The sequence below is a fragment of the Anaeromyxobacter sp. PSR-1 genome, assembly GCF_000964525.1.
GTDB lineage: Bacteria > Myxococcota > Myxococcia > Myxococcales > Anaeromyxobacteraceae > Anaeromyxobacter.
This window is the reverse complement of record NZ_BAZG01000002.1, coordinates 62,891-76,806: the sequence shown is the minus strand read 5'-3', so window position 1 is coordinate 76,806 and position 13,916 is coordinate 62,891. Positions and strand designations below refer to the sequence as shown.

Genomic DNA, 13,916 nt, shown 5'->3' with positions numbered 1-13,916 from the left:
AAGGCGGAGGAGCCGTCCGCCCCCAGGCCGCCCGCCCCGCCGGCGCCGGTCGCCATGGGCGCGGTGAAGCGCAAGGTGATCGTCAAGCGGAAGTAGTCCCGATCCCGCGCGGAATGGGAGGGGACCGGGCCGCGACCCGGCCCCCGCCCGGCCCGCGGGCCCCGCGCGGATCGAGCGGAGGTGGACGTGGAGCTCGAACCGCGCACCGCGGCGCCCGCCCATGCGACGGGCGCCGTCGAGTTCGTACCCCTCTCGGCGCTCGCGCTGGACGCGACGTTCCGCCTCCGCGAGGAGGGCGACGTCTCGGCCCTGGCCGCGTCCATCGGCCGCCTCGGGCAGCTCGTGCCCGTCGAGCTGCGGCCGCTGCCCGGCGCCGGCACCGACGGCCCCCGCTTCCAGGTGGTGGCCGGGTTCCGGCGCATCGCCGCGCTGCGCATGCTGATGCGCGGCCGGGTGCTGGCGCGGCTCCACGCGACGCTCGACGACGACGACGCCTGGGGCCTCGCGCTCGGGCAGGCGCTCCTCACCGAGCCGCTCGACCGCGACGGCCTGCGCCTGCTGCGCGAGCGGCTGGAGCAGACCGGCGTCGCGCCCTGGGCCGAGGAGCTGCTCGACGACGCGCTGGTGCGCGCGCCGGTCGAGCCCGAGCTGCGCGAGCGCTTCTTCGAGTTCCTCACCGCCGGGCCAGCCGCCGACGCGGCCGGGCCGGCGCCCGACGACGACGGCGGCCTCGAGCCGGAGCCGGCGCCGCACCTCCACGAGGCCGTCGCAGCGCCCGCGGCCGCGCCCGAGGGCGGCGAGGCAGCGGCGGGCGCCGGGGCCGAGGCGGGGGCGGAGGAGGTCACCCCCGAGGAGCTCGTTGCGGACGTGGCCTCGCGGCTGTACCAGGTGAACGCGGACCTGGCGGTGGCGTTCGAGTCCTGGCGCGACCTGCCGGCGGATGGCCGCCGCGCGGTGCTCGAGCAGGTCCGCTGGATGACCGAGTTGCTCCCCCACCTCGAGCGCAGGGAGGACGAACCATGAGCCTGGAACGGGATCGCGCGCGGCTGCTCGAGCTCCTGCGCAGCCTGTCGTTCGAGCGCCGCAAGGTGATCCTCGCCTCCGGCAAGGAGAGCGACTTCTACATCGACTGCAAGCGCACCGCGCTCACCGCCGAGGGGCACGTGCTCATCGGCCGGCTGCTGCTCGAGCGCGTGCGCGGCCTCACGCCGCCGGTGCGCGGCGTGGGCGGGCTCACGCTCGGCGCGGACCCGATCGCGAGCGCGGTGGCGCTCACCAGCTTCCTGGACGGCGGCGCCGGCGCGGCGGTGGACGCGTTCATCGTGCGCAAGGAGCCGAAGGGCCACGGCACCGGCCAGTGGATCGAGGGGCGCAAGACCCTCCCCGACGGCAGCCGCGTGGCCGTGATCGAGGACGTGGTGACCACCGGCGGCTCGGCGCTGAAGGCCATCGAGCGCTGCCGCGCCGAGCACCTGGTCCCGGTCGCCTGCCTGGCGCTGGTGGACCGGCAGGAGGGCGGGCGCGAGGCCATCGAGGCCCAGGGCGTGCCGCTGCAGGCGCTCTTCACGCGCGCGGACTTCATGTCATGAGGCTGCGCCCGCTCGCCGCCGCCGCGCTGGCGCTGGCGCTCGCCGGCTGCCCGTTCCACCCGCGCCAGCCGATGCCCGGGCCGCGCGAGGGCGAGTGGTCCGACCTGCGCGCCGCCGCCACCCGCCGCGCGACGCTGTACGACGGCCTCGAGCACCGCGCCACCGCCACCGCCACGCACCTCGGCCTCCCCGAGCGCGAGGCGCGCGCCCGCCGGCTGGCCGCGTGGCTCGGCTGGACCGCCGCCGAGCTCGACGCCCGGCTCGCCACCGAGCGCGCCGAGGCGGCCGCGGGCGAGGAGTTCCTGCTCGCGCTCTACACCGCGAACGGCAAGCAGAACGACCTCGACGCGCCGAAGAGCATCTGGCGCGTGGCGGTGCGGACCGACGAGGGCGAGCTGCTCGCGTCGAAGATCGAGGTGCTCGACGTGGACGCCACCGTGACCGGGCTGTTCCCGTACGTGGGCACGTTCGACGTGGTGTACCGGGTGCGCTTCCCGAGCGCGTCGCCGGCGCTCGAGGGCCGGCCCTACGTGCTCGGCATCACGAGCGCGCTCGGCCGGATGGACCTCGACTTCGGCCCGATGCCCGAGCCGTCCCGGCTCGAGTCGGATCCCGACCTGTAGGCCGCGCGCGGCGCGGCCGCCGCGCTCACTCGAGGTCGCCGCGCGTGATCACGGTGTCGCGCAGCCAGCGGTCGTCGGGCTTGGGGTGGTCGAGCAGGTAGTGCAGGCCGCGCGACTCCTTGCGCTGGCGCGCGCACTCCACGATCAGCATCGCGACGTCGGCGAGGTTCCGCAGCTCCACCAGGTCCGGGGTGAGCCGGTACTCCCAGTAGTACTCGCGGATCTCGGCGCGCAGCAGCGCGAGCCGGGTGCGCGCGCGCTCCAGGCGCTTCTGCGTCCGGACGATGCCGACGTAGTTCCACATCAGCCGGCGGACCTCGTCCCAGTTGTGCGTGACCACCACGCCCTCCTCGGGCGCGAGCGCGGCCCCGGGGTTCCAGTCCGGGATCGTCGGCACCGTGCCGCCCACCTGCGCGAGCTCGTCCACGGCGCTCAGCGCGGCGCGGCGGCCGAACACCAGCCCCTCGAGCAGCGAGTTGGAGGCGAGGCGGTTCGCGCCGTGCAGGCCGGTGCAGGAGGTCTCGCCGATCGCGAACAGCCGCGGCAGCGAGGTGCGGCCCATGAGGTCGGTCACCACGCCGCCGCACATGTAGTGCGCCGCCGGCACCACCGGGATCGGCTGCACCGCCATGTCGATCCCGAACTCCTTGCAGGTGGCGTAGATGTTCGGGAAGTGCTCGATGAGGAAGCTCTTCGGCAGGTGCGTCATGTCGAGGAACGCGCTCTCGTCGCCGCGCCGCTTCATCTCGGCGTCGATGGAGCGGGCCACGATGTCGCGCGGCGCCAGCTCCTTGCGCGGGTCGTAGCGCGACATGAACGCCTCGCCGGCGCCGTTGCGCAGGATGCCGCCCTCGCCGCGGCACGCCTCGGAGATGAGGAAGCTCTTCGCCTGCGGGTGGAACAGGCAGGTGGGGTGGAACTGGAAGAACTCCATGTTCGCGATGGTCGCGCCGGCGCGGTACGCCATCGCCACCCCGTCGCCGGTCGCGACGTCCGGGTTCGAGGTGTAGAGGTAGACCTTCCCGCCGCCGCCGGTGGCGAGCACGGTCACGCCCGCGGTGACCGTGGTGATCTCGCCGGAGGCGCGGTCGAGCACGTAGGCGCCGAGCGCCCGGTTCGGCCCGCCCAGCCCGAGCTTGCCGCTCGTGATGACGTCGATCGCGACCTGGTCGGAGACGATCCGGATGCCCTTCGCGTCGCAGGCGGCGAGCAGCGCCCGCTCCACCTCGCGGCCGGTGGTGTCCTTCGCGTGGGCGATGCGGCGGCGCGAGTGGCCGCCCTCGCGCGTGAGGTGGAGCTTGTCGGGCGCCTCGCGGTCGAACTCCACGCCGATGCCGATGAGCCAGCGCAGCCGGTCCGGACCCTCGCGGACCGTGACCTCGACCGCCTCGCGCTTGCACAGCCCGGCGCCGGCGACCAGCGTGTCCTGCACGTGCAGCTCCGGCGCGTCGTCCGCGCCGAGGACGCCCGCGATGCCCCCCTGCGCGTACTGCGTCGACCCCTCCGAGCGCTGCCGCTTCGTCAGCACCAGCACCGATCCGTGATCGGCCGCCTCGAGCGCGAAGGTCAGCCCTGCGACGCCACCACCAAGGACCAGGAAGTCCACGTTCTCTCGTGCAGGCAGTGTGGTCATGGCGTTTGATGTAGCACGCGCTCCGGGAATAAAGTTGTCCGGCCGAGCGTGCTGCTGGTAACTTTTTCGACGATGTCCGTCCGCCCCTACCTCGCCAGGTTCGCCCTGCTGGGCGCCGTCCTGGCGGCTCCGGCCGCGCGGGCGGGCGATCTCTACTCGTACGTCGACTCGGACGGCGTGGCGCACTTCTCCAACGCGCCGAGCGACCCGCGCTTCCGCCGCATCGCCCGCCTGAAGGACGGCGGAGGGGTGTACCGCGGTGGCAAGGCGCAGGCGCGCGCCCGCCCGCTCCCTCGCTCGGAGGCGCAGGCGCGGTACCGCGAGCACATCCGCGCCGCCGCGACGAAGTACAACCTCCCCGAGGCGCTGCTCCTCGCCGTGATGGCGGTCGAGTCCAACTTCGACCACCGCGCCGTCTCGGAGAAGGGCGCCATGGGGCTCATGCAGCTCATGCCCGGCACCGCCCGCGACATGTACGTGGGCGACGCGTACGAGCCCGCCGAGAACATCGAGGGCGGCGCGCGCTACCTGCGCATCCTCGCGAACCAGTACGCCGGCGACATGGTGAAGACGCTCGCCGCGTACAACGCCGGGCCCGAGGCGGTCCGGCGCGCGGGCGACGGCGTGCCGAACATCCCGGAGACCCGGGAGTACGTGCGCAAGGTCGTGGCGCTGTACGAGGCCTATAAGGCAGGGCGGTGAGCCGTGGCGCGGCGCGCGGACGGCGGCGACGGCCTCGACGACGAGCTCGCCTTCCACCTGGCGCGCGGCACCGAGCTGCTGGCGCAGGGCGACGCCGACCGGGCCCGCGCCGCGCTGGAGCGCGCCCTCGAGCTCGGCCCCAAGGACGCGAAGGTGCTGTCGCTGCTCGGGCAGGCCTGCTACCGGCAGGGCCAGTTCGACGACGCCGCCATCGCGTGGCAGCGGCTGGTGGACGAGAACCCGGTGGAGCCCGCCGCGCGCGTCAACCTCGGCCTCGCCTTCCTGAAGGCGAAGCACCACGAGGAGGCGCGGCGGCAGCTCGAGATCGCGCTCGACCTCAACCCCGACCACCGCAAGGCCATGGGCTACCTGGGCCTCGCGCTGCTCGAGTCCGGCGATCCCGCGGCCGCGCGCGAGTGGTTCCGCAAGGCCGGCAGCGACCACATGGTGGCCCGCTGCGACGAGCTGGTCGCGAGCGGCTGGAAGGTCTCGCCCGCGCCGGCGGCGCCCGAGGAGCCGCGCCCCGCCGCCGAGCCGCCCGCGCCCGAGCCGTACGTCACGCCCGTCCCCGGCAGCGTGCCGGTGCTGCGCGTCGTGCCGCCGCCCGCGCCCGAGCCGGAGCCGTCCGCGCCCGGCGTGCCCACCCTGGCCGCCTGGGCCGACGCCCGGCTCGTGCCCGCCGCGCCGCCCCCGGGCGCGCCATTCACGGTGCGTGACGGAGTCCTCACGGTCACGGTGCGCGGAACCGTGCGGGTCCGGCTCGACGGCCTGTTCGCCGTCCGCGGGGAGGTGGCGCTCGGCGGTGAGCTGATGCGCTTCCGCGGCCGCGCCACCGAGCGGCCCTTCGGCGAGGGCGCCACCCGGATGCACCGCGCCTCCGGCGAGGGGGCGCTGCTCCACGCGACCTCCGGCCGCCGCTTCACCGCGCTCGAGCTGGACGGCGAGGCCGCCTACCTGCGCGAGGAGGCCGTGTTCGCGTTCGAGGACGGGCTCGCGTTCGAGAACGGCCGGGTCCCGTCCACCAGCGGGGCCGAGCTGAGCCTCGTCCACCTGCGCGGCCGCGGGTGCATGCTGCTCGTCACCGCCGGCGCGCCGCTCGCGCTGGAGGTGTCCCCGTCCGCGCCGGTGCGGCTGCCCATCGCGGCGCTGGTCGGGTGGACCGGGGCGCTCACGCCGCGGCTCGTCGCGCTCGGCGAGGACGGCGCCGGCGCCGCGGTGGTGGAGCTCTCGGGCGAGGGGCGGGTGCTCGCCGATCCCGACGCCGCCGCCGGGGAAGGCCGGCCGTGAGCGCGCGCTCGCTGCGGCAGGAGGCGCTCAACCTCCCGAACGCGATCACCGCCACGCGGATCGCGCTCATCCCCGTGTTCCTGTGGTTCACCTTCTACGAGTCGCGGGTGGACAGCTTCATCGCCGCGGTGCTGTACGCGGTGACCGGCGCCACCGACTTCCTCGACGGCTGGGTGGCGCGCCGCAAGAACCTCGTCACCGTCATCGGGAAGTTCCTCGACCCGCTCGCCGACAAGCTCATCGTCATGGCGGCGCTGGTGATGCTCGTGCACCTCGGCCGCGTGGCCGCGTGGGTGTGCATCGTGGTGCTGGCGCGCGAGTTCATCGTGACCGGCCTGCGCACCATCGCCATGAGCGAGGGCATCGTCATCGCGGCCGGGCAGGAGGGGAAGCACAAGACCGCGTTCCAGGTGGCCGGCATCACCTTCCTGCTGCTGCACTACACCTACCCGATAGACGCGCTCTTCTTCTCGTTCGACCTCGACGCGAACCGGGTCGGCACCTGGCTCGTGTACATCTCGCTGTTCTTCTCGGTGTGGTCCGCGGTGAGCTACTTCGCGAACTTCATCCGCGCCGTGTACCGCCGCGAGGGCGAGGCCCAGGCCGCCGCCGACGTCCGCCCCAACCGCCGCACGTCGCGCGGGTAGGCCGGCCCTTCGACTCCGGCGAGCCTCCGGCTCGCCTACGCTCAGGGCGAGCGGGGCGTCTCGTTCGCCCCCGCTCATCCCGAGCGCAGTCCCGCTCATCCCGAGCGTACCTACCCCGCAAATCCCGAGCGAATTACCCCGCTCATCCCGAGGGAACCACACCGCTCATCCCGAGCGTATTACCACGCTCATCCCGAGCGTAGGTCGCGCCGTCAGGCGCGACCGGAGTCGAGGGAGACCGGAGTCGAGGGACCGGAGTCGAGGGACCTCAGGCGCAGGCGGGGTTCGCGGCCAGCACCCGGTCGCACGCCGCCAGCACGGCCGGCGCCTCCGCGTCGCCCCGCACCTCGGCCGCCGCGAACGCCGGGATCCCGTGCCCCCAGCGCACCGAGTCGCCGCGGAAGAACACGCCCACCGTCGGCGCGCCCACCGCGACCGCGAGGTGCATCGGGCCGCTGTTGTTCGAGACCACCAGCCGCGCCCGCCGCATCAGTCCCGCGAGCCTGTCGAGGTCGGTCGGCGGCGCCAGCCGCGCGCCCGAGCCCTCGACGATGGCGGCCGCCAGCCCCTCCTCGCCCGGTCCCCAGACGACGAGCACCATGAGCCCGCGCTCCGAGAGCCCGCGCGCCACCGCCGCGTACGACTCCGCCGGCCAGCGCCGGTCCGCGAGCCGCGCGCCCGGGTTGAGCAGCGCGAACGGGCGGCCCGCCAGGCCCGCCGCCGCCAGCGCCGCGTCCGCGGCGGCCAGGTCGCGTCCCAGCCCCGTCTCCAGCTCCAGGCCGCGCGCCCGCAGCCCCAGCGGCGCGAGCAGCTCCAGCTTCGCCGGGACCTCCGCGACGCTCGCCGGATCGTGCGGCACCGGGTGGGAGAGGAAGCGCGCCGCGTCCCCGCGGTCGTGGCCGACGATGGCGCGCCGGCCGCCCAGCAGGCGGGCGAGCACGGAGGAGGTGAGGGACCAGGCGGACCAGTGCCCCGCCTCGATCACGACGTCGAAGCGCTCGCGCCGGAGCGCACGCAGCTGCCCGAGCTGGCGCAGCGGGGCCCGGAACGCGTCGCGCTTCTGCCAGAGGTGGAACCGGTCCACGTGCGGCGAGGCGACGAGGAGGCCCTGCTTCGGCGCGAGCAGGTGCAGCTCGGCGTCCGGCAGGCCCAGCTTCAGCGCGCGGAGGAGCGGGGTGGTGAGGAGCTGGTTGCCCACCCGCTCGTCCACGCGGATGACGAGCAGGCGGCGGATGGTCTCGGGCGCCGGCACCTGCGCCCGGGGACGCGGGAGGACCAGGTTCGCGAGCGTCAGCGCCAGGGCCCGGCCCGCCGAACGGAAGAGGTCCGCCACCGGTCCGCGCTGCCGCCCGCCGCCCACCTGCGCCTGCCGCCGCGCGTCCTCGCGGCGCTTGCGGAGGCGCGCGAAGAACCCGCGCGGCGGAGCCGGCGGGGGAGGCGGGACGGGGGAGGGCGGAGGGGCGATGACCGGGTCCGGCACGGGGCGCGGATGATACACCGCGGGCCTCGGAGGGCCGCCGAGACCGTGTGTTCGCGGCCTGCTGAAACCCGCTTGACACCCCTCGGGCGGTCCCTCTATAAACCTCCACCTTCGCGAGCTTCTTGCGGGAATAGCTCAGTGGTAGAGCATCGCCTTGCCAAGGCGAGGGTCGAGGGTTCAAATCCCTTTTCCCGCTCCATCTTGCCCCCGACATTCTCCAAGGATGTCGGGGGCTTCTGCTTCTGAGGGGGCTCAGGTGTAACCCGAGGTGTAACCTCAGGTGTAACCCGCTCCGCAAGTGAAGCCGGGCGGCCGTTCCAGGCGCCTTCGTCGATCGCCGAGACGGCCCCGCACAGCCCCGACCACAGCATGTCGAGGCGGTTGTAGTAGTCCGGCCCCTGCGTCGGCTTCGGGTGCGTGATGAGATCCACCTGGTACTTCGGGACGCCGGCGGAGAGCGCGAGGTTCCGGAAGGTGGCGCGCGACTCATACTGCCGCTGGGCGTCGATGCCGACTGCAGCGAGGTCGGCGAGGAACTGCTTGTAGCTCGTGCTCACGAGCCTCTGCTTCCCGTCGGCGCGCGGCACGATGAGGTCGTCGGGCTCGGGCGCGCGGCCCATGAACTCCTTCCAGCCGCTCGCCTCCCAGCTCTCGAGCATCCGCTGGAGCACGGGGTGGACCGGGATGTTGAGCTCCGCTCCCGTCTTGGTGCCCTTCTCGCGGCGCATGGGGCTGTTGAACGACGACTCGAGCGTGAGCCGCCAGAGCGGCCGCTTCGCCCGGTAGAGGTTTCGCCAGCGCGCATTCGCGGCCTCGCCCGGGCGCGGTCCGCCGAGGAAGCGAATGGCATACAGCACGCGGCGATCCTCCGGGATGCGGGGGTCTGTCGTGAGGGTCACGACCTGCTCGAGCGTGAACCCCGCTCGCGCACGCCAGCCGCGCTCCTTGTCCTCGATGGGCGGCAGGTGGCGGTCGGCGTCCCAGCCGATCGTCGGGTTCCGGCGAACGACCTTCCGTTCCGCGGCGTCGGCGAAGAACATGCGGACGCAGCTCGCCACGTTCCGGACGGTCCGCGAGGCGATGGGCGTGCCGTCGCGCTGCGAGGGGTGCTCGCGGAGGGCGATGAGCCAGTCGAGGAGGGCGACCTCGCCCTCGTCCGTCGCGAGGTCGGCGATCGCGCGCGAGCCGAACTGCGGGAGGAAGTGCGTGCGCATCGCCGCGCGGTCCGCCTTCCACTGCCACGGTCGGATCTTCTGCCGGAGTGGCAACCACGTCTCGTCGAAGAAGCGCTCGACCGTGAGCGAGCCCGGGGGAGCGCGGCGCCCTGCCGTCGCGCGCGCGCGACGCTCGAGCTCGTCCGCGGTCGCCTTCGCCTCAGCCTCCTCCTTCGTCTTGCTGGAGGCGCGCTGCTCGCGTCCCTGCGAGTCGACCCAGCACATCCACCAGAAGCTGCTCCGCGGGTGACGGTACACGAACGCCATCGCTATCTCCCCTTCGCAGCGCGCGCGGCGAGGACCTGCGCTGCGCGCTCCTGCGCCCGCTGCTGGAGCTCGATCCTGTCGCTCGTCTCGGCGGGCGCACTGGCGACCTGCTCGGCGACGGCGACGACGTCGTCCACGTTGACGAGGTACTTCTGCTGCTTCGGGTCAGCCGAGCGGTTCTTGAGGCGTTTCGGGATCCTGCCCATCCGCGCCCAGGCCCTGATCGTCTTCACCGGGACGCGGGTGTGGCGCGCGGCCGCAGGAGGCGTCATCCAGGGCGAGCGGGGCGCCGTTTCGGCGGCGAAGCGCGCCTGGAGTTCACCGCGCAGGACGTGGCGGACGATCTCGACGAGCGCCGAGCCGAGGGCCGACTCCGGGCTCACCGGTCCGGGTTGGAGCGCGCGCACGAGGCGCGCCGTGGCGTGCTCGCCGTTCGAGGCGGCGTCGCGTACCCAGCCGCTGCCGCCGGTCAGCGTGCCCTCGAGCGAAAAGTCGTCGGTGTGGCGCATCGGATTCTCCTGGGCGTGGTCGAGACCTCGAGGAGCAGGGTCTCGACCACACTCCTGGCATGGTGAGCCATGCCTATGCCGAAGATCAAGTCACAGGCGAGGTACGGATGGGGCCCATGCCGGGTTGCCCGTGAAGGCGCCGGGTCGGGTCGCGGCCTCTGTATGGCGCCCAGGCGATTGGCGGGCTAAGCTACGACAGATGTCGGAAAGGCGAGGAAGTCATGTCGGAGATGGAGGCGGTCGTCGAGATGCTGGGGGGCAAGCGAGCACTCGGGGCCAACCCCCGTCGAGAGCGCGACTTTATCTCCCTCGTCCGCGAGGGCGTCCCGTTCCCTGCCTTCCAGAAGGCGTCCGAGTCGCTGGAGCTGTCCCTGACCGAGCTAGAGCGTGCGCTCGGGCTGAGTGCGCGGAGCCTCCTACGCCGCAAACACGGGCGGCTAAACCCGGTGGAGAGCGAGCGCTTCCTGCGCCTCGTGCGCGTCGTCGCAAGGGCGGAGCACGTGCTCGGCGCGCGTGACGCGGCGCTCGACTGGCTGCGGACTCCCAACCCGGCGCTCGGGGGCGAAAAGCCCATCTCGCTGCTCGATACCGAGATCGGCGCCGACACCGTGAACGAGGTTCTCGGGCGGATCGAGTACACGGTGTACGGCTGATGAAGGCCTGGCGCCTCTCGCGGTTCGACTCGCAACAGCGGACGTTCGACGGCGAGGGCGCGCGGCTTTTCCCCGGCCGCTGGAACCCGGCGGGCGTGCCGGTGGTCTACGCGAGCGAGCACCTCTCGCTCGCCGTGCTCGAGGTGCTGGTCCACGCTCGTGCCGATCAGGTCCGGATCACCTTCCACGCGTTCGAGATCACCATCCCCGATGTGCTCGTCGAGGTCGTTCGGGACGAGCAGCTCCCCCGCAGCTGGGATGGCGCCGCCATCGCGCGCGCGACGCGCGAGTTGGGAGATACGTGGGCGCGCGAGCGGCGATCTGTGGCGCTCTCGGTGCCGTCCGTCATCGTGCGGCAGGAGCGGAACGTTGTACTGAACCCGCTCTACCCCGAGTTCGCGCAGCTCCAGGTCGCGCGACCGGTTCGGTTCCGGTTCGACGAGCGGCTGGTGAGGGTGTCGGGTCAACCGCCAGCGGGCGGCCCTTTGCATCCGAGGTAGTCGGTGCGGCCCGGCGCTGGCAATCGACCTCGACTCGTGTTCGGCGAGCCGGCGCCGCGACCGACTACGTCGAGATGTTCTACAATCGGCAGCGCCTTCACTCAGCACTCGGCTACGTCAGTCCGGCCGAGTACGGGAGGCGGGATCGAGCAGCAGGCAGTGTAGTGCAGTGTCCGCGGAACCGGGGTCAAGCCCAGTGCCAGCAGAGGACCCCGTGCGCAAAGGTTCCCCCAGGCAAAGGGGTCCAGCGTATGTCGAACGTGTCGGGATCAGTTCGGCTTCGGCCAACCCGCATAGGCCTGCTAGTCCGGCCATCCCAGACCAACCACCAACTGATCAGACAGTTCCTCCGCTTGTGCGCCTGCCTCTGGGGGGGTCGATACAACCCAATCATTCCCGTTGCGCGAACGCTCCCCTCCGAATGGGCGCGCAGGCTGCCGCGCAACACCAGCGGCCACGACCTCGCCGACGGGTACATCGACTTCTTCGAACCAGACGTGTTTGTGGAGGCGGAGCCGGGGCTTGCACAGGAACTCGGCATCGTCTCTGAGCGGCATCTTGAACGGCGCGTTGTTCCCCTCTCTGAGTTCATATTGAAGCGAGAGACGCGCGCACCGGACTTTGCGTTCGGCCTTAACATCTTCGATGTGTACCAGCACCGCTACGACCACGAACTGCAGTTCGTCCGCAGGCACAGCCCGACTTTCGCGGCGTTCGAGAAGGCGCACTCAAACCATGCCTTCTTTGAGCTCGTGTTCGGCGTGCTGCCGACCCAGAAGGACATTGCGTACATAGGGAAGGGCTACATCGACGCGTTCCAGCCGAAGCTCCTCGTGCCGACGCCGGAGTCTGCGATCGAGGCCCTACGAGCGCGGCACGGAACCCCGCTCTCCGTGACCCATTTCGCAATAGATCGCGAGTCCGGCTCGCATAGCGATGTTACGATCTACTTCTTTGATTCGTCCAAAACCATCGACGTAATCGACTTCTGGAATCTTGGACTCTGGAAGATGAACCTCATCCCCGTCGAGATCTCCTGGGCGCGGACATTCGCCCCTTTTCTGCTCGACGTGATCAAGAAGAATTACCGCCCGATCCCCGGGAACGCTTTCGGAACGATGCACACCACCCATGTCGAGTTCGGGCGGTCCATATCAAACTCCGCCGCTCGCGCAGCGGCCTCGCTCTTGAGAGGTGTGCCGGACGGAGCCGTGGGATACTCGCTTGAGTACGTTCAGCCATTCTGGGCTAAACACTATTCACGAATGGTAACCCGGCCGCGCCCAGTGCGACTGACCTCCGCTGAAGAAGACTTCGAAACAACCGTCGACTCCGACGCAACGTTTGTTACGGTCCCGTCGCTAGCGCCGGAGTTCGCTCAGAGGTTCGGTGCCGGCGAAAACCACGCGCGCTGGTCGAATGTGATTCGAATTAGCAGTCTCACGGACGTGCAGGAACGCGCACCGATCTATCCCACGAACGTGAGGAATGCGGACTATCCCCGTATTTCGTTCGGGAGCACCGGCGGAATTGTGACTCGGGAAGGATTTGTCTTTCCACAGCAACACATGCGACTGCGAAACTCGCTCAACCTGAAGCGACACCAGGACGCCGTCATCGGATGGCTCAAGACGAGAGCGATCGAGGCTGAGGTATCGAGTGCAGGGCGAAACGCCGAGCAGGTTGTCCGCAGCCAAGGCGGACTCGGCTCTAACATCCTCGCGCACGAAGGGACACTCCAGCTTCTCGACCGGATGGCCAAGACCGTTCACGAGTCGAAGGACGGAACGGCCGCACAGTTCCCCGACCGCACGGCTCGCATTTCGGATTGGAAGGAAGTGGTCGGGAGACGCCGTGAGGAGCTACCACGCATCGCCTTATCGGACTTCACGGATCGGAATATCATTCGTCTCGGAGTCGCGGTATCGTGCCCGCGATGTGAGCAGGAGAACTGGTACGATCTCAACCGTGTTGATTACCTCCTCCAGTGCGAGCGGTGCCTCGGTGAGTACAACTTCCCGCAAGGAGACCTAAGATTCGGCGAGCAGGATTGGCGGTTCCGAGTCGTCGGTCCATTCAGCCTGCCGAACTTCGCGCACGGAGCCTACTCAACTGCGCTGACGCTGCGCGTCCTCTTCAGCGGCACGATGACCAGGGCGACAATGACCTGGTCCCCCGGGCTGAATCTCAAGCGTGGTGGTGTCGCTCGCGAGGTGGATTTCGTCGCGTGGTATTGCGAAGACCGCTTGGTATCGCACGAGCGTGAGCCAGCGGTAGTGTTCGGCGAGACGAAAAGCTTCGGAAGTGACGCGTTTCAGGCAAAGGACGTTGCGCGGATGCGGGAGTTGGGGGAGTGGTTCCCCGGGTCGTTCCTCATGCTCTCCACGCTGAAGCGCCAGATCTCTCCCGAAGAGAAGAACAGACTTCAGCGTCTCGCACGCTGGGCGCGCGTCCCCAGGAAGGACGGGACCCCGCGCGCCTGGGTCATCGTCCTGACTGGGAATGAGCTGTTCTTCACGTGGTCAGTTGGGCACACATGGAAGGAGCTCGGCGGCAAGCACGCCCAGGTCGCTGAGCGTGAAGGCACGCACCTTGGCGATCTCGCAACTCTCTCTGATCTGACGCAGCAGCTATACCTCGACATGCCCAGCCTCGAGTCCGATCTGGGTCGCCGCCATCGTTGGCGAAGATCCCCCGCTCGCAGGGAAGGCTGAGCACCCGGACCAGGCTGAGCATCCGGACCATCGCGACGCGCGAACCGCGCGTGCCTGGTGGAGGCGACAACGCCGCTACGGGGTGAGTTCCCGTTCGC

Annotated in this window: 13 protein-coding genes and 1 tRNA gene; 11 read left to right on the top strand and 3 right to left on the bottom strand. The window is 71.0% G+C overall.

The genetic code is table 11. The features are described 5' to 3' along the window. The first annotated feature begins 186 nt into the window (after positions 1–186). The 3 genes from PSR1_RS00890 to PSR1_RS00880 are packed head-to-tail and all read left to right on the top strand — an operon-like array spanning position 187 to position 2,212. Complete coding sequence (locus PSR1_RS00890; protein ID WP_059435765.1) at positions 187–1,023, top strand: ParB N-terminal domain-containing protein; 837 nt, start codon at positions 187–189, stop codon at positions 1,021–1,023. Continuing rightward, on the top strand, positions 1,020–1,589 hold the full coding sequence (gene pyrE / locus PSR1_RS00885) for an orotate phosphoribosyltransferase (RefSeq protein ID WP_059435760.1): 570 nt from the start codon (positions 1,020–1,022) through the stop codon (positions 1,587–1,589). The genes PSR1_RS00890 and pyrE overlap by 4 nt, the downstream gene beginning before the upstream one ends. After that, positions 1,586–2,212, top strand: a complete 627-nt coding sequence (locus PSR1_RS00880) for a hypothetical protein (RefSeq protein WP_059435759.1) — start codon at positions 1,586–1,588, stop codon at positions 2,210–2,212. The genes pyrE and PSR1_RS00880 overlap by 4 nt, the downstream gene beginning before the upstream one ends. Before the next feature lie 25 nt (positions 2,213–2,237). Here the strand turns inward: PSR1_RS00880 and nadB are convergent, their stop codons facing one another. Next, positions 2,238–3,845 carry an L-aspartate oxidase gene (nadB, locus tag PSR1_RS00875; protein WP_059435758.1) on the bottom strand — a complete coding sequence of 536 codons (1,608 nt, stop codon included), beginning with the start codon at positions 3,843–3,845 and terminating at the stop codon, positions 2,238–2,240. Positions 3,846–3,917: 72 nt separating this feature from the next. Here nadB and PSR1_RS00870 point away from each other — a divergent pair, with 72 nt between their 5' ends. From PSR1_RS00870 to pgsA, 3 genes are read left to right on the top strand one after another with little or no spacing between them, the layout of a single operon-like run. Continuing rightward, entirely contained in the window at positions 3,918–4,547 is a 630-nt protein-coding gene (locus PSR1_RS00870) for a lytic transglycosylase domain-containing protein (RefSeq protein WP_059435757.1), read from the top strand. 3 nt (positions 4,548–4,550) lie between these two features. Beyond that, complete coding sequence (locus PSR1_RS00865) at positions 4,551–5,834, top strand: tetratricopeptide repeat protein (RefSeq protein WP_059435756.1); 1,284 nt, start codon at positions 4,551–4,553, stop codon at positions 5,832–5,834. Continuing rightward, positions 5,831–6,481, top strand: a complete 651-nt coding sequence (pgsA, locus tag PSR1_RS00860) for a CDP-diacylglycerol--glycerol-3-phosphate 3-phosphatidyltransferase (protein WP_059435755.1) — start codon at positions 5,831–5,833, stop codon at positions 6,479–6,481. Before PSR1_RS00865 ends, pgsA begins: the two co-directional genes overlap by 4 nt. A 268-nt stretch (positions 6,482–6,749) precedes the next feature. Here pgsA and PSR1_RS00855 read toward each other — a convergent pair whose 3' ends face one another. After that, positions 6,750–7,961 carry a glycosyltransferase family 9 protein gene (locus tag PSR1_RS00855; RefSeq protein WP_237757768.1) on the bottom strand — a complete coding sequence of 404 codons (1,212 nt, stop codon included), beginning with the start codon at positions 7,959–7,961 and terminating at the stop codon, positions 6,750–6,752. Between the two features lie 124 nt (positions 7,962–8,085). On the opposite strand from PSR1_RS00855, the gene PSR1_RS00850 reads away from it, so the two are divergent. Further along, a tRNA-Gly gene (locus PSR1_RS00850) sits at positions 8,086–8,160 on the top strand. A gap of 839 nt (positions 8,161–8,999) precedes the next feature. After that, a complete protein-coding gene (locus tag PSR1_RS00840) occupies positions 9,000–9,425 on the top strand; it encodes a hypothetical protein (protein WP_152643258.1) in 426 nt (141 codons plus the stop codon). Between the two features lie 19 nt (positions 9,426–9,444). Here PSR1_RS00840 and PSR1_RS00835 read toward each other — a convergent pair whose 3' ends face one another. Continuing rightward, positions 9,445–9,951, bottom strand: coding sequence for a helix-turn-helix domain-containing protein (locus PSR1_RS00835; RefSeq protein WP_059435752.1), 507 nt, complete (start codon positions 9,949–9,951; stop codon positions 9,445–9,447). 221 nt (positions 9,952–10,172) lie between these two features. On the opposite strand from PSR1_RS00835, the gene PSR1_RS00830 reads away from it, so the two are divergent. The 3 genes from PSR1_RS00830 (at position 10,173) to PSR1_RS00820 (ending at position 13,818) form a co-directional block, all read left to right on the top strand. Further along, positions 10,173–10,604 (top strand): antitoxin Xre/MbcA/ParS toxin-binding domain-containing protein, encoded by a 432-nt coding sequence (locus tag PSR1_RS00830; protein WP_059435751.1) that lies wholly within the window; start codon positions 10,173–10,175, stop codon positions 10,602–10,604. After that, positions 10,604–11,104, top strand: coding sequence for an RES family NAD+ phosphorylase (locus PSR1_RS00825; RefSeq protein WP_059435750.1), 501 nt, complete (start codon positions 10,604–10,606; stop codon positions 11,102–11,104). Before PSR1_RS00830 ends, PSR1_RS00825 begins: the two co-directional genes overlap by 1 nt. A 353-nt stretch (positions 11,105–11,457) precedes the next feature. Next, positions 11,458–13,818: a hypothetical protein gene (locus PSR1_RS00820; protein WP_152643257.1), complete on the top strand. Its 2,361-nt coding sequence runs from the start codon at positions 11,458–11,460 to the stop codon at positions 13,816–13,818. The last annotated feature ends 98 nt before the right edge of the window (positions 13,819–13,916 follow it).